At 64.5% G+C, this 19030-nt stretch carries 20 protein-coding genes; 17 read left to right on the forward strand and 3 right to left on the reverse strand.

Going from position 1 to position 19030, the window contains the following annotated elements; translation table 11 throughout:
- Window positions 1-10: 10 nt before the first annotated feature.
- Window positions 11-796, reverse strand: coding sequence for a helix-turn-helix domain-containing protein (locus tag BHMPCIPO_RS13830; protein ID WP_376741660.1), 786 nt, complete (start codon window positions 794-796; stop codon window positions 11-13).
- Window positions 797-1068: 272 nt separating this feature from the next.
- On the opposite strand from BHMPCIPO_RS13830, the gene BHMPCIPO_RS13835 reads away from it, so the two are divergent.
- The 7 genes from BHMPCIPO_RS13835 to BHMPCIPO_RS13865 all read left to right on the forward strand — a co-directional run bounded on the left by BHMPCIPO_RS13835 (window position 1069) and on the right by BHMPCIPO_RS13865 (window position 7275).
- Window positions 1069-2673 (forward strand): ABC transporter substrate-binding protein, encoded by a 1605-nt coding sequence (locus tag BHMPCIPO_RS13835; protein ID WP_173517285.1) that lies wholly within the window; start codon window positions 1069-1071, stop codon window positions 2671-2673.
- 135 nt (window positions 2674-2808) lie between these two features.
- Complete coding sequence (locus BHMPCIPO_RS13840) at window positions 2809-4803, forward strand: CocE/NonD family hydrolase (protein ID WP_173517286.1); 1995 nt, start codon at window positions 2809-2811, stop codon at window positions 4801-4803.
- A 119-nt stretch (window positions 4804-4922) separates the two neighbouring features.
- Entirely contained in the window at window positions 4923-5417 is a 495-nt protein-coding gene (locus BHMPCIPO_RS13845; RefSeq protein WP_173517287.1) for an HPP family protein, read from the forward strand.
- Window positions 5414-5998, forward strand: a complete 585-nt coding sequence (locus BHMPCIPO_RS13850; RefSeq protein ID WP_173517288.1) for a TetR/AcrR family transcriptional regulator — start codon at window positions 5414-5416, stop codon at window positions 5996-5998. Before BHMPCIPO_RS13845 ends, BHMPCIPO_RS13850 begins: the two co-directional genes overlap by 4 nt.
- Window positions 5999-6154: 156 nt before the next feature.
- Window positions 6155-6619 (forward strand): SRPBCC domain-containing protein, encoded by a 465-nt coding sequence (locus tag BHMPCIPO_RS13855; protein ID WP_173517289.1) that lies wholly within the window; start codon window positions 6155-6157, stop codon window positions 6617-6619.
- Window positions 6603-6758: a hypothetical protein gene (locus BHMPCIPO_RS13860; RefSeq protein ID WP_173517290.1), complete on the forward strand. Its 156-nt coding sequence runs from the start codon at window positions 6603-6605 to the stop codon at window positions 6756-6758. The genes BHMPCIPO_RS13855 and BHMPCIPO_RS13860 overlap by 17 nt, the downstream gene beginning before the upstream one ends.
- Window positions 6759-6855: 97 nt before the next feature.
- Complete coding sequence (locus tag BHMPCIPO_RS13865; RefSeq protein WP_173517291.1) at window positions 6856-7275, forward strand: GFA family protein; 420 nt, start codon at window positions 6856-6858, stop codon at window positions 7273-7275.
- A 31-nt stretch (window positions 7276-7306) separates the two neighbouring features.
- Here BHMPCIPO_RS13865 and BHMPCIPO_RS13870 read toward each other — a convergent pair whose 3' ends face one another.
- Window positions 7307-7708, reverse strand: coding sequence for an ACT domain-containing protein (locus BHMPCIPO_RS13870; RefSeq protein WP_173517292.1), 402 nt, complete (start codon window positions 7706-7708; stop codon window positions 7307-7309).
- 157 nt (window positions 7709-7865) lie between these two features.
- Here BHMPCIPO_RS13870 and msrA point away from each other — a divergent pair, with 157 nt between their 5' ends.
- Window positions 7866-8585 carry a peptide-methionine (S)-S-oxide reductase MsrA gene (gene msrA, locus BHMPCIPO_RS13875; RefSeq protein ID WP_376741640.1) on the forward strand — a complete coding sequence of 240 codons (720 nt, stop codon included), beginning with the start codon at window positions 7866-7868 and terminating at the stop codon, window positions 8583-8585.
- A gap of 54 nt (window positions 8586-8639) precedes the next feature.
- Here the strand turns inward: msrA and BHMPCIPO_RS13880 are convergent, their stop codons facing one another.
- Window positions 8640-9539 carry an alpha/beta hydrolase gene (locus BHMPCIPO_RS13880; RefSeq protein WP_210266570.1) on the reverse strand — a complete coding sequence of 300 codons (900 nt, stop codon included), beginning with the start codon at window positions 9537-9539 and terminating at the stop codon, window positions 8640-8642.
- 176 nt (window positions 9540-9715) lie between these two features.
- Between BHMPCIPO_RS13880 and BHMPCIPO_RS13885 the strand changes: the two genes are divergently transcribed.
- The 9 genes from BHMPCIPO_RS13885 (at window position 9716) to BHMPCIPO_RS13925 (ending at window position 19025) form a co-directional block, all read left to right on the forward strand.
- Window positions 9716-10624: a LysR family transcriptional regulator gene (locus BHMPCIPO_RS13885; RefSeq protein WP_173518171.1), complete on the forward strand. Its 909-nt coding sequence runs from the start codon at window positions 9716-9718 to the stop codon at window positions 10622-10624.
- Window positions 10625-10784: 160 nt separating this feature from the next.
- A complete protein-coding gene (locus tag BHMPCIPO_RS13890; protein ID WP_173517294.1) occupies window positions 10785-11945 on the forward strand; it encodes an ABC transporter substrate-binding protein in 1161 nt (386 codons plus the stop codon).
- Window positions 11946-12137: 192 nt separating this feature from the next.
- Complete coding sequence (locus BHMPCIPO_RS13895; RefSeq protein ID WP_173517295.1) at window positions 12138-13136, forward strand: ABC transporter ATP-binding protein; 999 nt, start codon at window positions 12138-12140, stop codon at window positions 13134-13136.
- Window positions 13133-14083, forward strand: coding sequence for an ABC transporter permease (locus BHMPCIPO_RS13900; RefSeq protein ID WP_173517296.1), 951 nt, complete (start codon window positions 13133-13135; stop codon window positions 14081-14083). Before BHMPCIPO_RS13895 ends, BHMPCIPO_RS13900 begins: the two co-directional genes overlap by 4 nt.
- A complete protein-coding gene (locus BHMPCIPO_RS13905) occupies window positions 14073-14888 on the forward strand; it encodes an ABC transporter permease (protein WP_173517297.1) in 816 nt (271 codons plus the stop codon). The genes BHMPCIPO_RS13900 and BHMPCIPO_RS13905 overlap by 11 nt, the downstream gene beginning before the upstream one ends.
- Window positions 14889-14913: 25 nt before the next feature.
- Entirely contained in the window at window positions 14914-16341 is a 1428-nt protein-coding gene (locus tag BHMPCIPO_RS13910; RefSeq protein WP_173517298.1) for a gamma-aminobutyraldehyde dehydrogenase, read from the forward strand.
- A gap of 51 nt (window positions 16342-16392) precedes the next feature.
- The gene (locus BHMPCIPO_RS13915) at window positions 16393-16887 is read left to right on the forward strand and encodes an ester cyclase (protein WP_173517299.1); all 495 of its coding nucleotides are present in this window, start codon (window positions 16393-16395) and stop codon (window positions 16885-16887) included.
- 240 nt (window positions 16888-17127) lie between these two features.
- Window positions 17128-17883 carry a siderophore-iron reductase FhuF gene (gene fhuF, locus BHMPCIPO_RS13920; protein WP_173517300.1) on the forward strand — a complete coding sequence of 252 codons (756 nt, stop codon included), beginning with the start codon at window positions 17128-17130 and terminating at the stop codon, window positions 17881-17883.
- Between the two features lie 41 nt (window positions 17884-17924).
- Window positions 17925-19025 carry an ABC transporter substrate-binding protein gene (locus BHMPCIPO_RS13925; RefSeq protein ID WP_173518172.1) on the forward strand — a complete coding sequence of 367 codons (1101 nt, stop codon included), beginning with the start codon at window positions 17925-17927 and terminating at the stop codon, window positions 19023-19025.
- Window positions 19026-19030: the final 5 nt, after the last annotated feature.

The following is a 19030-nucleotide window of genomic DNA, read 5'->3' on the forward strand; positions in this document are numbered from 1 at the left end:
CGCCCCCGCCTCAATATTCGGTGGGCACGGTCAAGAGCTCGGCATCGGGCGTATCGAGAAAGGCGCGGACGGTCTGGGGCATATGGCGCGAGCCGAAGGAAAGCACGCCGCAACGCGAGAGCATCTGGCGCAGGTCCGGCTGCTGGCCGAGAGAGCGCCAGATCATGCGCGAGGCATAGGGCAGGTTCTCCTTGCGCCAGGAGACCCCCATGGTGGTGCCGCGCAGATAGACCCGCTGGTGCACTTCGAACGGAAGAAGGATCGTCTGCGCCAGCATCGGCTCCCGCCCGATGCTGCGCTCGGCGATGAAGATGCGGTTTCGCCAGAAGGTGACGAGCCCCACATATTTCGAGAATTGCTGGATCTCGTTTATCGGATCGCGGATGCGCTCGATCGACTTCACCCGGATCGAGCCCGCCTCCTCGTAGATCCGGGCCGAGGAGCAGACGACGAGCCCCGGCCAGGACGGCGAGACGTGATAGGTCTGATAGTAGCCGATGTGACGCCGGAGACCGACGATATCGCCCGGAAAACCTTCGAGCAGCAGGCCGGCATCCGAGCGATCACGGTCTGGCCGCACCATCCGGGCCTCGAACTGTTTCGGGGTAAGCGAAAAGTCTTCGGCGGCAAGCCCGAAGAAGCGGGCGATGCGCGCGACATTGTGCGGCGACGGCCGCGCCTCGCCGCCGATATAGCGGTTGAATTGCTGCCGGTTGATGCCGATCTCGCGGCAGATCTGCGAAATCGAACGCCTGGTTGCGCAGGCAAAACGCAGATTGGCCGAGAAGATTTCGATGTCCTGCACGCCACTCCCCCAAACATATGCTCCCGTCGCGCCGGCCGCTGCGGCCCGGAGCAGTCGAGAGATAGCGTAAAAGAGCGTAAATCAGCGTCAAGTCGCGAAATTGTGCACGACCCCGCAGGCGCTAGGTTTTCCCCACAGCGCCACGCGTCTTGAAACGCGCGTAGATCGCTGCAGCACCTTGATCTGCTGCATGTTTTTCCCTTCCATCGGCGACGATTGAAGGGACATGCGGGAGAAACATCATACAAAAAGGGAACCTGGAAATGACCGACTTCACGAAGCGACCCGACGGCCTTCTTGTCCCGGCTGGCCTTGCCGCGGCTGGCATCAGCCGGCGCGGCTTTCTGGCCGGCACCGCCGTGCTTGGCCTTGCGGCCGGACTTGGCGGCACGCTGACGGCCAAGGACGCGCGTGCCGAGGAGCCGAAGCGCGGCGGCCACCTGAAGCTCGGTCTCAAGGGCGGTGCCACCACCGATTCGCTCGACCCCGCCGCCTATAGCGGTTCGGTCTCCTTCGTCATCGGTCACCTCTGGGGCGACACGCTGGTCGAATCCGATCCGAAGACCGGCGCGCCGCTGCCGGCACTTGCCGAATCCTGGGAGCCCTCGGCCGATGCGTCCGAGTGGACCTTCAAGATCCGCAGCGATGTCAGCTTCCATGACGGCAGCAAGCTGACCGTGGCCGACGTCGTCGCCACGCTGAAGCGCCATGCGGACGAAGGCTCGAAGTCCGGCGCCCTCGGGCTGATGCGCTCGATCAAGACGATCGAGGAAAAGGCCGGCGCACTGGTGCTGACGCTGACCGAAGGCAATGCCGACCTGCCGCTGCTGCTGACCGACTATCACCTGATCATCCAGCCGAAGGGCGGCGTCGACAATCCGGCCTCGCCGATCGGCACCGGTCCTTACAAGCTTTCAAGCTACGAGGCCGGACTGCGCGCCACCTTCGAGAAGAACGCCGATGACTGGCGCTCCGACCGCGGCTTCGTCGATTCGGTCGAGATCATCGTGATGAACGACACGACGGCGCGCATCGCGGCGCTTTCCTCGGGCCAGGTCCACTTCATCAACAACATCGACCCGAAGACCGTGCCTCTCCTGAAGCGGGCGCCGCGCGTCGAGATCCTGCGCACCGCCGGCAAGGGCTTCTACAGCTTCCTGATGCATTGCGACACCGCCCCCTTCGACAACAACGATCTGAGGCTTGCGCTGAAATATGCGGTCGACCGCCAGGCGATCCTCGACCGGGTTCTCGGCGGCTTCGGCACGCTCGGCAACGACTATCCCGTCAACGGCAACTACGCGCTGGCGCCCGAAGGCATCGAGCAGCGGGCCTATGACCCCGACAAGGCCGCCTTCCACTTCAAGAAGTCCGGCCACGACCGGCCGATCCTTCTGCGCACCTCCGACGCCGCCTTCCCCGGCGCTGCCGATGCTGCGGTCCTCTTCCAGGAAAGTGCCAAGAAGGCCGGCATCGAAATCGAAGTGCGCCGCGAACCGGAGGACGGCTACTGGACGAACGTCTGGAACGTCCAGCCCTTCTGCGCCTCCTATTGGGGCGGCCGGCCGACACAGGATGCGCGCTATTCCACCTCGTATCTCTCGACTGCCGAATGGAACGACACGCGCTTCAAGCGCGCGGATTTCGACAAGCTCCTGCTCCAGGCCCGCTCCGAGCTCGACGAGACCAGGCGCAAGGAGATGTACCGCACCATGGCGATGACGGTGCGCGACGAAGGCGGCCTGATCCTGCCCGTCTTCAACGACTATGTGAACGCCGCCTCGGCCTCGCTGAAGGGCTTCGTCGATGACATCGGCAACGATCTTTCCAACGGTTACGTCGCCAGCCGCGTCTGGTTCGACAGCTAAGCAATTCCAGCGAAAGTGCAACGCGGTTTCGCGTCAGGAATTGCGAAAAGCAATGGAGCAATTCCAGTGAAAATGGGGCGCGCTTTCGCGTCCCGAATTGCCCGAGAGAACGAACGAAGAGATAGTTAGAACGACATGTCCGAACGTGAATTCACCTTGATCGAGAACGAATGGATCCGGCTGAAGGACGGCACCCGGCTCGCCGCCCGCATCTGGATGCCCGCCGGCGCCGAAGCCGATCCGGTACCGGCCGTGCTTGAATACCTGCCCTATCGCAAACAGGGCGGCACGAGCCTGCGCGACGAATCCACCTATCCGGTCTTCGCGGCCGCCGGCATTGCCGGGGTGCGCGTCGATATCCGCGGCTGCGGCGAAAGCGATGGTGTCATCGACGGCGAATATACGCCGCGCGAACTTGCCGACGGCTGCGAGATCATCGAATGGATCGCCGCGCAGCCCTGGTCCAACGGCAAGGTCGGCATGATGGGCATCTCCTGGGGCGGCTTCAATTGCCTGCAGGTCGCCGCCCTCAAGCCGCCGGCGCTGAAGGCCGTCATCTCCATCGCCTCGACGGTCGACCGTTACAACGACGATATCCACTACAAGAACGGCTGCCACCTCTCGGCCCAGCTTTCCTGGGCAGCGACCATGCTCGGCTACCAGTCGCGCTCGCCGGACCCCGCAATCGTCGGCGACCGCTGGAAGGAAATGTGGCTGGAGCGGCTGGAGAACGAGCCCTTCTTCATGGAGGAATGGCTGGAACACCAGCGCCGCGACGCCTTCTGGCAGCACGGCTCGATTTCGGACGATTTCGGAAGCGTCGAGATCCCGGCGCTCGTCATTGCCGGCTGGGCCGACGGCTACCGCAACACGCCGCTGAAGGCGGTCGAGGGTCTCGGCGACAAGGCGAAGGCGCTGATCGGCCCCTGGGTACACAAGTATCCGCATTTCGCCTTCCCGAAGCCGCGCGCCGATTTCCATGGCGAGGCGATCCGCTGGTGGAACCGCTGGCTGCGCGACGAGAAGAACGGCGCCGAGGATGGGCCGCAGGTGCGCGCCTATCTTCTCGACGGTCCGCGCCCGTCGCTCAGGCGCGACAGCGATCCCGGCCGCTGGGTGGCGAAGAATGCCTGGGCGTCTCCGGAAATGCAGCTTTTCGGCATCGCCCATGACGGCCGGCTGACGCCTTCGGCCGGCGGCACCGGCATCGGCGAGATCTACCTGAAATCGCCGCTCGATACCGGCACGGCCTCCGGCGAATATTTCACGCTGAAGCCCGACGCCGAAATGGCCGGCGACCAGCGCATCGACGATGCCGGTTCGCTCACCTTCGAGACGGCACCGCTGCTCGAAGCCGCCGACTATCTCGGTCAGCCGACGCTGACGGTCGAGGTCACCTGCCAGGCGGCAACCGCCAATCTCGCCGTCCGCCTCGTCGATGTGCATCCGGATGGAGCCGCGACCCGCGTCGCCTTCGGCGTGCTCAACCTGGCGCATCGCGACGGCAACGCCCAGCCGCGGCCGATGGAGCCGGGCCGCAAGACGCGGATCACGCTGGTGCTCGACGCCTGCGGCTATCGCTTCCGCGCCGGCAACCGTATTCGCGTGTCGCTCTCCACCTCCTATTGGCCGTTGATCCTGCCATCGCCCACGGATCCGGGCCTGACGATCGATACATCAAGCCTGTCGCTGGCGCTGCCCCTGCTCGGTGCACACAAGGAGATTGTCGTGCCCGAGCCGGCAAACCCGGACCCGCTGCCGAAGTACCGCGAACTGACGCGCGGCAGCACCAGCCGGACGGTCGAGCGCGACATGACCCACGGCATGACGCACTACCGGATCTACGAGGACACCGGCCTTTCCGAACATCCGGATACGGGCCTCGCCACCCAGGACATCCGCGACGAAACCTGGTCGATCGCGCCTGACGATCCGCTGTCGATGATCGGAACCTCGACCTGGACCTGCGTCGCCAGGCGTGAGGGCTGGTCGGTGCGGACGGTTTCGACTTCGACGCTCCATTGCACGGAGAGCGAATGGATTACAGAAGCCGAGGTCGTCGCCTATGAGGGCGGGACCCAGATCTTCGAGAAGCACTTCAAGAAGCGGATCCGCCGCGATCTCATGTAGAACGCGCAGGGGAAGAGGCGTGCGGTGGGTCGCCGCCGCGTCCGGTTTCCAGCCGCCTGCTTGACACCACCGCAAAAGCATTGTACCGATCGGTAAACAATTTACTGATCGGTATAATCATGCGTCGTTTCTTCTTTCGTCATCAGCCTCCCGTTCACATCTCCCGCGGCCTGATCGCCGGCATCGGCGGCCTTGTTGCCATCGCCGCCGTCGGCGCGCTCACCAATCTCGTCGGCCATCCCCTGCTGATGGCGCCGTTCGGGGCGAGCTGCGTGCTGATCTTCTCCGTCGCCGCCAGCCCGCTGTCGCAGCCGGCCAACGTCGTCGGCGGCCATTTCGTCGCCACCCTCGTCGGTCTCGTTCTGAGGACTGTCTCCCCCAACGAATGGTGGGCGGTGGCGATCGCCGTCGGCGCGGCGATCGCGCTGATGGCGGCGCTGCGCATCACCCACCCGCCGGCCGGCGCCAATCCCCTCGTCGTCTTCTCGGCCGATCCCGGTTTCGAGTTCCTGCTCTTCCCGGTGCTGACCGGCTCGCTGATCCTCGTCGCCGTCGGCGCGCTGTTCCACCGCTTCGCCAAGGTCGAATATCCGCTGGTGAGGAAACCGGCATGAGCCGCGTTGTCGCCGAACGCCGGGACGTCATCGCCATGCTGGCCGAGATCTTCCGCGAGCATGGTTATGACGGCGCGAGCCTCAGCCTGATCACCGAGAAGACCGGCCTCGGCAAAGGCAGCCTCTACCACTTCTTCCCCCGCGGGAAGGAGGAGATGGCCGAAGCCGTGCTTGGCGACATCGCCGCCTGGTTCCGCACCCACATCTTCGACGCGCTGCGCAACACGGAAAATGCCGAGCAGGCGCTGGAGGTGATGTTTGCCGCGGTCGATAGCTACTTCCGCCAGGGCCGCAGGCTCTGCCTGATGGGAGTGATCGCGGCCAGCGGCGCCCATGACCGCTTCGCGCGCGAACTCAACGGCTATTTCTCCGACTGGCGCGCCGACCTCGCCGTCACGCTCGAGCGCAACGGCACCCCTAGGGCCGAGTGCGCAGCGCTTGCCGAGGAGATCATCGGCGGCATTCAGGGTGCGCTGATCCTCGCTCGAAGTCTCGACGACCCCGGAGCTTTCGGCCGAGTGCTCGCTCGGCTGCAGACCCGGTGCCTGCCTTATCGTGAAAAGCGAGATACGAGCGGGTAGCCGCCCGCGTATCGCCCGTTCGCATCAATTGACAAAAATCAGATCGCCGCTTGAGCCTGCCTTGACAAACGCCTCCGTGCCCGCATATTAACCGATAAGTTAAATAACTCTAAGGTTAAAGACTGGGTGCATTGGGGCGCCCAGCGAGGAGGATTCATGCCAGCGGCGACCGCGAACGCAAGACGCAAGGAAATCGGCCTGGAAATCGTGCGCGACTTCGAAGCGCCTGCGAGCCTCGTCTTCAAGGTCTGGTCGACGCCCGAGCACATGCTGCGCTGGTGGGGACCGCGTGATTTCACCCCGCATTCGGTCAACTTGGACTTCCGTCCGGGCGGCGCATGGCGCGCCTGCATCCGCTCGCCCGAAGGCCGCGACTACTGGATGGGCGGTGTCTATCGCGAAGTGCGGGAGCCGGAGAAGCTCGTCTTCACCTTCGCATGGGACGAAGAGGGCGAGCCCGGCAGCGATACGCTCGTTACCGTTTCCTTTGCCGATATCGGCGGCAAGACCCGGCTGGTCTTCCAGCAAACACCATTCGAGACCGTCGAAGAGCGCGACTCGCACCAGGAAGGCTGGGGCGAGTGCCTCGACAGGCTCAGGGACTATGTCGAACACATCTGAGATCGCGCAAGACGCAAGCGGGCTCGGCCTGAAGGCAACCCGGTGCGAATGGATCGGGCTGGCCAAGGCGGGCGATGGCGACACGGGCGGCGACCTGGCGCTCGTCGATAAGGCGACGCCATCGGGCAACGTCGGATAACGCGCCGCGGCATCGATACGAAAGCAATGCTGCGCCCACCGGCGCCGGCCACCCAGCCGGCGAACGAGGCCGTACGCCCAACCTCAGGGAGGAAGTGATGAAAAAGCTCTATCGCGGCAGCTGCCATTGCGGCGCCGTCACCTTCGCGTGCCAGCTCGATCTCGCCGAGGGCATCCGCCGCTGCAATTGCTCCTTCTGCGCCAAGACACGGATGCAGAAAGCGTTTGCCCTTCGAGAGGAATTCGAGATCACCGCCGGCAAGGACAGGCTCTCGACCTATCGCGCCGAAAACTCCAACTGGCGCGAGGGCGACGTCGATCACTATTTCTGCAGCCGTTGCGGCGTCAGGCCTTTCTCGCGCGGCTATCTCGAGGATTTCCTCGGGCATTTCTACGCGGTCAACGTCGCCTGCCTGGATGGCGTCAGCGACGCGGAACTCGGCGAAGCGCCACTGATCTACGAGAACGGCCGTGCCGACGACTATTTCAAACCGCCGGCCGACACGCGCTTCATGTGACGGTGCCCGTCTCGAAACAGGCGCAGGGACATCAGGCGATCGTGAGTGCGCGCAACGCCGCGAGCGCCCGCTCCGCATCCGCCTCCGGCACGAAGATATGATCATGATAATAGGCCGCGATCACGTTGGCGCTGATGCCTTCGCGCGTCAGCGCCGCCGAGACGGCCGCAGTCAGGCCGACGGCTTCCAGCGCCGAATGCACGTTGAGCGTGATGCGCCGAAGCAGCGGACCGTAGTCGAGCCCCGCCTCGTCCGCATCGCTGCGGGCAAGCACCAGCGTCAACCCTTCATCCTCGCGATAGGTGGCCAGCGGCTCCAGCGCCTGATAGCGCGCAACATCGCGATAGGCGACCGTGCAATAGACGTAGGTCTGCGGAAACAGCACCGGGCTCATCGTCGCCAGCAGCTTCGCGAGATCCGTTTCTCCGGCCATGACGTTCCCCTGTATCGAACCGCTTCTTCGAATGAACTGGTAGCGGATCGTCACGTTGGCGTGAAGCACGCGATCGCGATTTGACCATTGTCATTCCCGTGAAAACATGAGGTCATCAAGCGCCGGAAGCGGAAACCAGGTGGCGGAGAAGATGAAAATGGTGACTTACAGTCAATCGAGACACATCTCTCGCGGACTCGTAATGCGGGCTGCCGCCTTCGCCGCGCTGCTGGCGTCGGCGCCGATCGCCGCCGCCCAGGAACCGGCCGTGGTCATCCCGCCGCCCTCGCTCGATGAGAAGATCTCCGGAACGACGGAGATCGCCGTCTTCGCCGGCGGCTGCTTCTGGGGCGTGCAGGGCGTCTTCCAGCATGTCAAAGGCGTCAGAAACGCTGTCTCCGGCTATTCCGGCGGCAGCCGCGAGACCGCCGATTACGAGACGGTGAGCGGCGGCAAGACCGGCCACGCGGAATCGGTGGAAGTGACCTACGACCCGCGTGAGGTGACCTATGGGCGGCTGCTACAGGTCTTCTTCTCCGTCGCCCACAATCCGACGCAGCTCAACTATCAGGGGCCCGATCATGGCACCCAGTATCGATCGGCCGTCTTCACCGTTACCGCCGAGCAGAAGCACATCGCCGATGCCTATATTGCCGAGCTCGCCAAGTCAGGCGCGTTCCCGGCAAGGATCGTCACGGAGGTCACGCCGTTCAAGGGCTTCTACGCCGCCGAGGACTATCACCAGGACTTCCTGACGCGGAACCCGACGCATCCCTACATCGTCTATAACGACCTGCCCAAGATCGAGAACCTGCGGGCGCTCTTCCCACAGGCCTTCCGGGCAGATCCGGCGCTGGTGTTCAAGGCGAAGAGCTGAGCATTCCACAAGAACCGTGTAGCGGCCGCAAATGCGTCGTACCAGATCGCGGCGTCAGCGGGTACCGACGAGAACCGCAACCCCCTCGGCCAGCCGCCGGAACCCTTCGCGCGCGCCCTCGCTCATGTGCCGCGCCCTGAGCCAGGCATGGATCATCTGCGGCTCTTCGCGGAAGGTCACGTTCACGCCCGCCGCGGCGAGGCGCCCGGCATAGATGCGGGCGTCGTCGCGCAAGGGGTCGAAGAAGGCACCGGTGATATAGGCGGGTGGCAAGCCCGAGAGATCCTGTTCCTCCAAGGGCGCGGCGAACGGATTGTCGGCGGGCGCCTGCAGGATCTTGCGATAGTAGATCGTGTCGGCGGTCGTCAGCCCCGGCGCCTCGGCCATTTCCACATAGGAGCCGGAGATCAGATCGCCGCCGAGCCCCGGATAGATCAGCACCTGGCCGACGATGCCGGTGAGCCCTTCCGCCCGAGCCTTGAGCACGATGCCTGCCGTGAGATTGCCGCCGGCGCTGTCGCCGGCAACGACAACCGGGCGGCCGTCGGACAGCAATTCCTTCAGCACCGCGTAGCAATCGTCGAAAGCGGCGGGCCAGACATGCTCCGGCGCCAGGCGGTAGTCGACCGACACCAGCTCGGCCCGAGCAAAATCCGCAAGCTCGGCGCAGATCGCATCGTGGCTGTCGAGCGAGCCGACGACGAAGCCGCCGCCGTGAATGTAATAGATGCGCGTCTCGGCCGAGACCGTCGCCGGGCGGTAGCGCCGGATCGGGATGCGGCCGTCGACGAGCGTGTCCTCGCGGGTGAGACCGCCCGGGCTCAGCGCATCGAATTCGGCGCAGAGCGCATCATACCATTTGCGCTGCTGCTCGATCGAGGCATCGACCGCGTCGGCGGGATAGAAGTCCTCGCAGCGGCGGTGAAAGGCGAGTATCCCCTCCTCCGTCGGCATCGGCCGCTTGGTCGCCTGGTCCACGTCATCCTCCACTGATCCCGCTCTTGCGCGCAAGCTTATCACCGCCGCCCCCGCTCCCTGTCCGAAAACCGACATGGCTGGAAAAAATGACCAGTCGATCCGCTTACGTTTCGCCGCTTGCCAGCGCCGCCCCGCAGCTATTAACTCGCGCCATGGCCTTCACGTTTCGACAGTTGCAGTATTTCGTCGCCGTCGCCGAACAGGGTTCGATCACCCGCGCGGCGCAGAACCTTTCGATCTCGCAATCCTCGATCACCGAGGCGATCAAGGAGCTCGAAGGCGATCTCGGCGTCGAGCTCTTCGATCGGCATCCGCGCGGCCTGTCGATCACCCACAATGGCCACCAGTTCCTGCGCCACGCCACCAAGATCCTCGCCAATGTCTCGGACGCCAGGCGCAGCTTTTCCGAGAGCCGGGAGGAGACCGGCGGCAAGCTCAATCTCGGCGTCACCTCGCTCGTTGCCGGTTATGTGCTTTCCGATCTGCTCGCCCGCTATCGCCGCGCCTGCCCCGGCGTAGAGGTCAGCGCCATCGAGGACAACGGCTCCTATCTCGAACATCTCCTGATCGGCGGCGAGCTCGATGTCGCCGTCATGGTCATCTCCAACCTGCGCGACCGCATGGCGCTGCAGGCGGAAATCCTCGAAACCTCGCCCTATCGCCTGTGGCTGCCGATCGGCCATCCGCTGGTCAGCGCCGACATCATCTCCGTCGGCGATATCGCCAGGGAGCCGCTGATCATGCTGACGGTCGATGAAATCGAGGAGAATACCGGCAAGCTCCTGACGGCACTCGGCGCCCGCCCGCATGTGGCCTTCCGCACCCGTTCGGTGGAAGCGGTGCGCAGCCTAGTCGCGACCGGCGCCGGTATCGCGCTGCTGCCCGATCTCGTCTACCGCCCCTGGTCGCTGGAAGGCGACCGCATCGAAAGCCGCGACGTCTCGGGCGCGCTCCCGGTGGTGCAGGTCGGCATGGTCTGGCGCAAGGGCTCCAGCCTGCCGCAATCGGCGCGTGATTTCGTCGGCATCGCCGAGGCGCTCAGAAGCGCCCGTCCCCGGTAACCCGCTGTTCCTGCTTGGTTTCGAGCGCCCCTGATGAGATTCTATCGGAAAATCCGAAAGCGGCATTCTGATTAATGAATTTGCGAATACGGTGAAACCAAGGCACGCTTCATCCTGGGAACGAAGCCGCAAAACGCGGCTCAAAACTGGGAGAATTCAGATGAAGCAGATGCTCAAATCCTGCACGGCATTGACCCTGACGCTCGGCCTTGTCGCCCCGGCCTTCGCGCAGGAGCCGCTGAAGGAACTTGGCAAGGGGGAAGGCGAACTCTCCATCGTCGCCTGGGCCGGCTACATCGAGCGCGGCGAGACCGACAAGAACTACGACTGGGTCACAAATTTCGAAAAGCAGACGGGCTGCAAGGTCAGCGTCAAGACGGCAGCGACCTCGGATGAAATGGTGGCGCTGATGAACGAAGGTGGCTTCGACCTCGTCACCGCCTCGGGCGACGCGTCGCTCCGCCTCGTCGCCGGCAAGCGCGTCCAGCCGATCAACACCGATCTCATCCCGAGCTGGAAGACGATCGACGAGCGCATGCAGAATGCGCCCTGGCACACGGTCAACGGCGTCCACTACGGCGTGCCCTATGTCTGGGGCCCGAACGTGCTGATGTACAACAAGGACGCCTTCAAGGGCGAAGCGCCGAAGAGCTGGAACGTCGTCTTCGAGGAAATGACACTTCCCGACGGCAAGTCCAACAAGGGCCGCGTCCAGGCCTATGACGGCCCGATCCATGTTGCGGACGCCGCCAACTACCTGATGAAGCACAAGCCGGAACTCGGCATCAAGGATCCCTACGAGCTCAACGAGGACCAGTACAAGGCGGCCCTCGATCTGCTTCGCACCCAGCGCACCCTCGTCGGCCGCTACTGGCACGACGCGATGATCCAGATCGACGACTTCAAGAACGAAGGCGTCGTCGCTTCCGGCTCCTGGCCGTTCCAGGTGAACCTGATGGAAGCCGAGAAGCTGCCGATCGCCTCGACCATTCCGGAAGAAGGCGTGACCGGGTGGGCGGATACCACCATGCTGCATGCCGAGAGCCAGCATCCGAACTGCGCCTATATGTGGATGGAGCACTCGCTGTCGCCGAAGGTCCAGGGTGACGTCTCCGCCTGGTTCGGCGCCAACCCGTCGGTCGGTGCGGCCTGCAAGGGCAACGAACTCCTGACCGATGCCGGCTGCAAGACCAATGGCTACGACGACTTCGAGAAGGTCAAGTTCTGGAAGACGCCGGTGACGAAGTGCGCAAGCCAGGGCGAATGCGTGCCCTATCACCGCTGGGTCTCCGACTATATCGGCGTAATCGGCGGCCGCTGAGCCGTCGCGACATATCGCAAGCATCGCCCCTCACCCTGGCCCTCTCCCCGCATGCGGGGAGAGGGAACGCCCCGGCCAAGCCTTGGGCGTAACCTCTGAGGCAAGACGCCCGCCACGAGTCTCCTTCGCCCCGCATGCGGGGAGAAGGTTCCCGGCAGGGCGGATGAGGGGCACACCTTCCGGAGTATCTCAATGACCACCGCCGTTCTCTTCGACAATGTTTCCCGCCACTTCGGCGCCGTGCGCGCCGTCGATGGCGTGAACCTCGAAATCGCCGAGGGCGAGTTCTTCGCCATGCTCGGCCCCTCCGGCTCGGGCAAGACGACGTGTCTCCGCCTGATGGCCGGCTTCGAGCAGCCGACCGGCGGCCATATCGAGATCTTCGGCGAAACGGCCGAGGGCGTGCCGCCCTATCGCCGCAGCGTCAACACGGTCTTCCAGGACTATGCCCTCTTCCCGCATCTCTCGATTCTCGACAACGTCGCCTATGGGCTGATGGTCAAGGGTGTTAACCGCGAGGAACGCCGCAAGGCCGCCGAGGACGCGCTCGCCATGGTCAAGCTGCCGGGTTACGGCACCCGCCGCCCCGGCCAGCTTTCCGGCGGCCAGCGCCAGCGCGTGGCGCTCGCCCGCGCGCTCGTCAACAAGCCCAAGGTGTTGCTGCTCGACGAGCCGCTCGGCGCGCTCGACCTGAAGCTCCGCGAGCAGATGCAGGAGGAATTGAAGAGCCTGCAGAAGTCGCTCGGCATCACCTTCGTCTTCGTCACCCACGACCAGGGCGAAGCGCTGTCGATGGCCGATCGCATCGCCGTCTTCAACGATGGCCGCATCCAGCAGCTCGGCCGCCCGGAAGACGTCTACAAGCAGCCGAAGACGCGGTTCGTTGCCGATTTCGTCGGCTCCTCCAACGTGCTGCCGCCAAAGCTCTGCCAGCGGCTGGGGCTGAAGACGCCCTTTGCGAGCCTCCGCCCGGAGGCGATCGCCATCGCCGCACCCGCTGACGGCGCGCTCAGCCTCTCCGGCACCGTCTCCGCCCATAGCTTCCTCGGCGCCGTCAACCGCGTCGTCGTCGATGTCGACGGCGCCCGTGTTGCCGTCGCCAGCCCTGCGGCGCTCGCCGTGCCTGCGGTCGGCAGCCCCGTCACCATCAGCTTCGCCGCTAACGAGCTGCACCCGATGGAGGACGCATGACCGCCTTTGCCGAACCCCTCGTGCTGCCTGAACGCCGCGGCCCTGCCAGCCGCCTGTCGGACTTCTTCTGGCGCCACCCACATCTGCTGCTGACGGTGCTGCTCGCCCCGCCGCTGCTCTGGCTCGGCATCGTCTATCTCGGCTCGCTCTTTGCGCTCCTGCTGCAGAGCTTCTTCTCGATCGACGATTTCTCCGGCCTGATCAATTACGAGTTCACGCTTTCGACCTATCGCCAGCTCCTCAGCGAAACCAATCTCGACATCATCCTGCGCACCGTGCTGATGGCCGCGACCGTGACCGTCGCTTCCGCCGTCATCGCTTTCCCGATTGCTTATTATGCGGCCCGCTATGCGCAGGGAAAATGGAAGGTGCTCTTCTATCTCGGCGTCATGCTGCCGCTCTGGTCGAGCTATCTGGTCAAGATCTATGCTTGGAAGCTGATCCTCGCCAAGGAAGGCATTCTCACCTGGATCTTCGAGAAGCTGCACCTCATCTGGCTGCTCGACGGCTGGCTGTCGCTGCCCGTCGTCGGCGGCAACTCGCTCTCGGTCAGCTATACCGGCACCTTCATCGTCTTCGTCTATGTCTGGCTGCCCTTCATGATCCTGCCGATCCAGGCAGCGCTGGAACGCGTGCCGGGCAACCTGATCGAGGCCTCCTCCGACCTCGGCGGCACGCCGGCGCAGACCTTCCGCTTCGTACTCTTTCCCCTGGCGCTGCCGGGCATCGTCGCCGGATCGATCTTCACGTTTTCGCTGACGCTCGGCGACTACATCATCCCGCAGATCGTCGGCTCGTCACGCCTGTTCATCGGCCAGGCCGTCTATGCCCAGCAGGGCACGGCCGGCAACATCCCGCTCGCCGCCGCCTTTACCGTCGTGCCGATCGTCATCATGGGCGCCTACCTCTTCATGGCCAAACGCATGGGGGCCTTCGATGCGCTCTGATCGCTTGAACCGCTCGCCAATGGGCCTGAAGATCGCGGCCGCCGCCGGCCTCGCCTTCCTGCACCTGCCGATCCTCCTGATCTTCCTCTATGCGTTTACGACCGAGGAGAAGAGCTACCAGTTCCCGCCGCCGGGACTGACGGCGCAATGGCTCGCGGTTGCCTGGAACAGGCCCGATGTCTGGGCGGCACTGACCCTCTCGGTGAAGGTCGCCTCGATCGCCACCGCCATGGCGCTTGTGCTCGGCACGCTCTGCGCCGCCGCCGTCAGCCAGACGCGCTTCTTCGGTCGGGAGACGATCTCGCTGCTCGTCATCCTGCCGATCGCGCTGCCCGGTATCATCACCGGCATCGCGCTCCGCTCCGCCTTCTCGATGGCCGATATCCCCTTCTCCTTCTGGACCATCGTGCTCGGCCACGCGACCTTCTGCATCGTCGTTGTCTACAACAATGCGGTTGCCCGCTTCCGGCGGATTTCCGGCTCGCTGATCGAAGCCTCGATGGATCTCGGCGCCGACGGTTTCCAGACCTTCCGCTACATCATCCTGCCGAACATCGGCACGGCGCTACTCGCCGGCGGCATGCTCGCCTTCGCGCTGTCCTTCGATGAGGTGATCGTCACCACCTTCACCGCCGGGCAGCAATCGACCCTGCCGATCTGGATGCTCGAAGAGCTGATCCGCCCGCGCCAGCGGCCGGTGACCAATGTCGTCGCCATGGTCGTGGTGCTCGTCACCTTCCTGCCGATCCTCGGCGCCTACTACCTCACCCGCGACGGCGACCAGATCGCCGGCGCCGGCAAATGAACTCGACTATCAAGGGAGAACAGACATGGACACCCAACTGCTGATCGGATCGCGCTTCGTGGCCGGCACCGAGGCCGAGGAGCATATCCTGAACCCGCGGACGGGCGGCAAGATCGTCGACCTGCCCGAAGCCTCGCACACTCAGGTCGAGGCGGCCGTCGACGCCGCCGAAAGCGCCTTCACCGCCTGGTCGCAGACGACACCGGCCGAGCGCTCCAACTATCTCCTGAAGATCGCCGATGCGATCGAGAAGGAGGCCGACGGCTTTGCGGCGCTCGAAGCGCTGAACTGCGGCAAGCCGATCAACGCCGTGAAGAACGATGAACTGCCGGCGATCGTCGACTGCTGGCGCTTCTTCGCCGGCGCCGTGCGCAACCTGCACGCACCGACCGCAGGCGAATATCTGCCCGGCCACACCTCGATGATCCGCCGCGACCCGATCGGTATCGTCGGCTCGATCGCGCCCTGGAACTATCCGCTGATGATGATGGCCTGGAAGCTGGCGCCGGCGATCGCCGGCGGCAACACGGTCGTCTTCAAGCCTTCCGAACAGACGCCGCTGACGGCGCTGAAGCTCGCGCGCATCCTCGCCGATATCCTGCCTGAAGGCGTCGTCAACGTGGTTACCGGCCGCGGCGAGACCGTCGGCAATGCGCTGATCAACCATCCGAAGATCTCGATGGTTTCGATCACCGGCGACATCGCCACCGGCAAGAAGGTGCTGGCAGCGGCGGCCAAGACCGTCAAGCGCACCCATCTGGAGCTCGGCGGCAAGGCCCCGGTCATCGTCTATGACGACGCCGACCTCGAAGCCGTCGTCAATGGCATCCGCACCTTCGGCTACTACAATGCCGGCCAGGATTGCACCGCCGCCTGCCGCATCTATGCCGAGGCCGGCATCTACGAGAAGCTGGTCGCCGATCTCACCTCGGCCGTCTCGACCATCCGCTACAACCTCGCCGACGACACGGAAAACGAGATCGGCCCGCTGATCTCGCGCCGCCAGCGCGATCGTGTCGCAAGCTTCGTCGAGCGCGCCGCCGACCAGAAGCATATCGAGATCACCACCGGCGGCAGCGCCGGCAGCTCGGACGGCTTCTTCTTCCAGCCGACCGTGGTCGCTGGCGCAACCCAGGAGGACGAGATCGTCCGGCGCGAAGTCTTCGGCCCGGTCGTCTCGGTCACCCGCTTCACCGGCAAGGACGATGCGATCGGCTGGGCGAACGACAGCGATTACGGCCTCGCGTCCTCCGTCTGGACCAAGGACATCTCCAAGGCGATGAAGGCCGCCTCGCGCCTGCAATATGGCTGCACCTGGATCAACACCCACTTCATGCTGACCAACGAGATGCCGCATGGCGGCGTCAAGCAGTCGGGCTACGGCAAGGACATGTCGGTCTACGCGCTCGAGGACTACACCGCCGTTCGCCACATCATGATCAACCACGGCTGAAACCTGTGGTCGGACATCGCATGCAAACGGAAAAATCGGGAGGAGTTTGCCATGTACCGTCGTCAATTGCTTGCTGCCGCTGGGGCCCTCGGCCTCAGTGCCCTCGTGCTCACGCCGGCGGCCCTTGCCGCCGACGCGCCGCCGGATGTGGTCGCGGCCTATGTCGCGGCCTGGAACGCCCATGACTCGGGCAAGGCAGCCTCCTATTTCGCCGACGACGTGACCTATTACGACGCGTCCGTCGGCAAGCCGGTGACTGGGAAAGATGCCGCCAAGACCAGCGTCATCGACAATTTCCTGAACGCGGTCCCAGATGCAGTCTGGACCATGAAGGGCGACCCCATCGCCGCCGGCGACAAGGTATCCTTCGAATGGGAGTTCTCCGGCACCAACACCGGCGCTTGGAGCGACGGCACGAAGGGAACCGGCAAGAGCTTCAAGATCACCGGAGCCTCGGTCTTTACCGTCAAGGGTGGCAAGATCGCCGGGCAAAGCGACTATTACGACGCGCTCGGCTTCTACAAACAGCTCGGCTTGATGCAATAGGCGGCGCTTGGCCTGCGTCTCGACGCCTCGACCGCCGCAAGCTCCGGCTTGCGGCGTCTCGCATCTTTGCCGACAAATCATGATTATAAAACTCATAAATGACTTGCGCCGGGAAAAATCTTGAGTAACACGATCACCTTATGAGTATCTGACTGCGCTCAGAAGGTGTCGCATGCTTGCAGGACGGCGTTCTTTCACGGCTGTGTTTCCGATCGGGCCTACCCGTGCGCGGATGACGCCATGACGGCTGGCGTTTGCGAACCGGTCGTCGCGACCGGAGGTCCCAAGGCACTGTCGGCGGCCTTTGCCGGCACCCATGCCTGGTGCAACGAGAAGATGGTGCTCTCGGACGAGCTCTCCGACGGCATGGCGCTGCCGGACTTCTTCGCCTCCGGCGCCTTCGACAGAGCGCTCGACGTCTACACGGAAAAATCCGGAGCCAGCGACCGGCGCGCCGTCGCCTCCATGTGGTCGCTCTATTATTTCTCGAGCCTCACCATCCCCTATCTGGTGGCACGCGTACTCGACCATCAGGTGCTGCCCGTCGCTTTCGACGAAATGAAGATGGCGCTCGCAGAGGATGGCCTGCCCCGGACCTTCGGCGTCGCGACATCTGGCAATTGGCAAGAGGTTGACGACGCCGACGTTTTCGCCACCCTTGGCCCCCTGATGCACGGGCATTTGCGCGAGGTGGTCGGCTATCTCAAGTCTGTCGGCGGCATCGCCCCGAAACTCGCCTGGAACAATGCGCTCGTCTATATCGACTATGCGCTGCGCGCTTCCGGAATCGAGCCGCTGAGCGCCCAGGCCGACGCGTTGATCGGCAACAGGTCGATGCCCGACGGTTCGCCCAATCCCTTCTTCGATTGCCTGCGCCACGAGGAGGAAGACGGCGCCCGCGTCTGCCGCCGCAAGATCTGCTGCCTGCGCTACCTGCTGCCCGGGGTCCCCAGCTGCGGCAGCCTCTGCGCCCTCCCCAGCCAAAGGAACCAATAGGCTTGCTTCATCGTTGCATTCTCCCGGCCGCCCGGCGGCTCATGCTCGTTCTCGTTGCCGCTCTGGCGCTCGCGACCGCGGCCCGCGCCGAAGGCCCATGGCCGATGACCGTCACCGATGCGGTCGGTCGCGAGGTGACCATACCGGCAAGGCCGAAGGCGATCCTGCTCGGCAGCGGCTTCAATCTCGTCGCCCTGTCGCTGATCCATCCGGATCCCGTCAGCCTGCTCGCCGGCTGGTCCGGCGACATGAAGGGCGACAATCCGGAGATCTACGAGAGCTTCCGGCGGAAGTTCCCCGCGATCGCCGACGTGCCGCAGATCGACGACGGCACCGGCCCGGGCCTCTCCTTCGAAACGCTGCTGACGGTGAAGGCCGATCTCGCGCTGCTCAACAACTGGCAATCTGATACCGAGTCCGGCAAGCGCGCCATCGAATACCTGACCGGCATCGGCGTGCCGGTGATCGTCGTCGACTTCAACAACGACGCGCTGACCGGCACGCCGCGCATGATGCGCCTTCTCGGCCAGATCTTCGAGCGGGAGGAACAGGCCGAAGCCTTCGCCCGGTTCTACGAGGACAAGCTGGCGCTGATCCGGTCACGCATCGCCGCCAAGCCGGAGCCGCGCCCGCTGGTGCTGATGGACGCCTTCCCCCAGGCCGACCGCTGCTGCTGGGCCTATGGCACCGGCGGCCTCGGCGAGTTCCTGACGATGGCCGGCGGCCGCAACATCGCCGAAGGCGTGCTGCCGCGGCCGGGCGGCACGGTCAACGCCGAGGCGATCATGGCGGCAAACCCTGATATCTACATCGCCACCTCCTCGCCCGGCGGCAAATACGGCACGCTGTCGATCGGCCCCGGAGTCAGCGAAGACGAGGCGCGTGAGACGCTCGCCCGCACCATCGAAGCGCCGGCGCTCGCGAGCATCCGCGCCGTGCAGGAAAAGCGCGTTCACGGACTTTGGAACTTCTTCAACGCCATCCCGCTCAACATCGTCGCCGCCGAGGCCTTCGCCACCTGGATCCGGCCGGACCTCTTCGGCGATCTCGACCCGAAGAAGAGCCTTGACGAAATCAACGAACGTTTCGCCGCGGTGCCATTCGAGGGCAGCTACTGGGTGGATCTGAAGCCGGCGGACTAGCTTCG

The organism is Ensifer sesbaniae (assembly GCF_013283665.1).
GTDB classification, from domain to species: domain Bacteria; phylum Pseudomonadota; class Alphaproteobacteria; order Rhizobiales; family Rhizobiaceae; genus Ensifer; species Ensifer sesbaniae.

Excerpts from the sequence above, each read along its gene's own strand:
- BHMPCIPO_RS13835 (WP_173517285.1), top strand. The coding sequence starts at position 1,069 with ATGACCGACTTCACGAAGCGACCCGACGGCCTTCTTGTCCCGGCTGGC.
- BHMPCIPO_RS13840 (WP_173517286.1), top strand. The coding sequence starts at position 2,809 with ATGTCCGAACGTGAATTCACCTTGATCGAGAACGAATGGATCCGGCTG.
- BHMPCIPO_RS13845 (WP_173517287.1), top strand. The coding sequence starts at position 4,923 with ATGCGTCGTTTCTTCTTTCGTCATCAGCCTCCCGTTCACATCTCCCGC.
- BHMPCIPO_RS13850 (WP_173517288.1), top strand. The coding sequence starts at position 5,414 with ATGAGCCGCGTTGTCGCCGAACGCCGGGACGTCATCGCCATGCTGGCC.
- BHMPCIPO_RS13855 (WP_173517289.1), top strand. The coding sequence starts at position 6,155 with ATGCCAGCGGCGACCGCGAACGCAAGACGCAAGGAAATCGGCCTGGAA.
- BHMPCIPO_RS13860 (WP_173517290.1), top strand. The coding sequence starts at position 6,603 with ATGTCGAACACATCTGAGATCGCGCAAGACGCAAGCGGGCTCGGCCTG.
- BHMPCIPO_RS13865 (WP_173517291.1), top strand. The coding sequence starts at position 6,856 with ATGAAAAAGCTCTATCGCGGCAGCTGCCATTGCGGCGCCGTCACCTTC.
- BHMPCIPO_RS13870 (WP_173517292.1), bottom strand. The coding sequence starts at position 7,708 with ATGGCCGGAGAAACGGATCTCGCGAAGCTGCTGGCGACGATGAGCCCG.
- msrA (WP_376741640.1), top strand. The coding sequence starts at position 7,866 with ATGGTGACTTACAGTCAATCGAGACACATCTCTCGCGGACTCGTAATG.
- BHMPCIPO_RS13880 (WP_210266570.1), bottom strand. The coding sequence starts at position 9,539 with ATGCCGACGGAGGAGGGGATACTCGCCTTTCACCGCCGCTGCGAGGAC.
- BHMPCIPO_RS13885 (WP_173518171.1), top strand. The coding sequence starts at position 9,716 with ATGGCCTTCACGTTTCGACAGTTGCAGTATTTCGTCGCCGTCGCCGAA.
- BHMPCIPO_RS13890 (WP_173517294.1), top strand. The coding sequence starts at position 10,785 with ATGAAGCAGATGCTCAAATCCTGCACGGCATTGACCCTGACGCTCGGC.
- BHMPCIPO_RS13895 (WP_173517295.1), top strand. The coding sequence starts at position 12,138 with ATGACCACCGCCGTTCTCTTCGACAATGTTTCCCGCCACTTCGGCGCC.
- BHMPCIPO_RS13900 (WP_173517296.1), top strand. The coding sequence starts at position 13,133 with ATGACCGCCTTTGCCGAACCCCTCGTGCTGCCTGAACGCCGCGGCCCT.
- BHMPCIPO_RS13905 (WP_173517297.1), top strand. The coding sequence starts at position 14,073 with ATGCGCTCTGATCGCTTGAACCGCTCGCCAATGGGCCTGAAGATCGCG.
- BHMPCIPO_RS13910 (WP_173517298.1), top strand. The coding sequence starts at position 14,914 with ATGGACACCCAACTGCTGATCGGATCGCGCTTCGTGGCCGGCACCGAG.
- BHMPCIPO_RS13915 (WP_173517299.1), top strand. The coding sequence starts at position 16,393 with ATGTACCGTCGTCAATTGCTTGCTGCCGCTGGGGCCCTCGGCCTCAGT.
- fhuF (WP_173517300.1), top strand. The coding sequence starts at position 17,128 with ATGACGGCTGGCGTTTGCGAACCGGTCGTCGCGACCGGAGGTCCCAAG.
- BHMPCIPO_RS13925 (WP_173518172.1), top strand. The coding sequence starts at position 17,925 with ATGCTCGTTCTCGTTGCCGCTCTGGCGCTCGCGACCGCGGCCCGCGCC.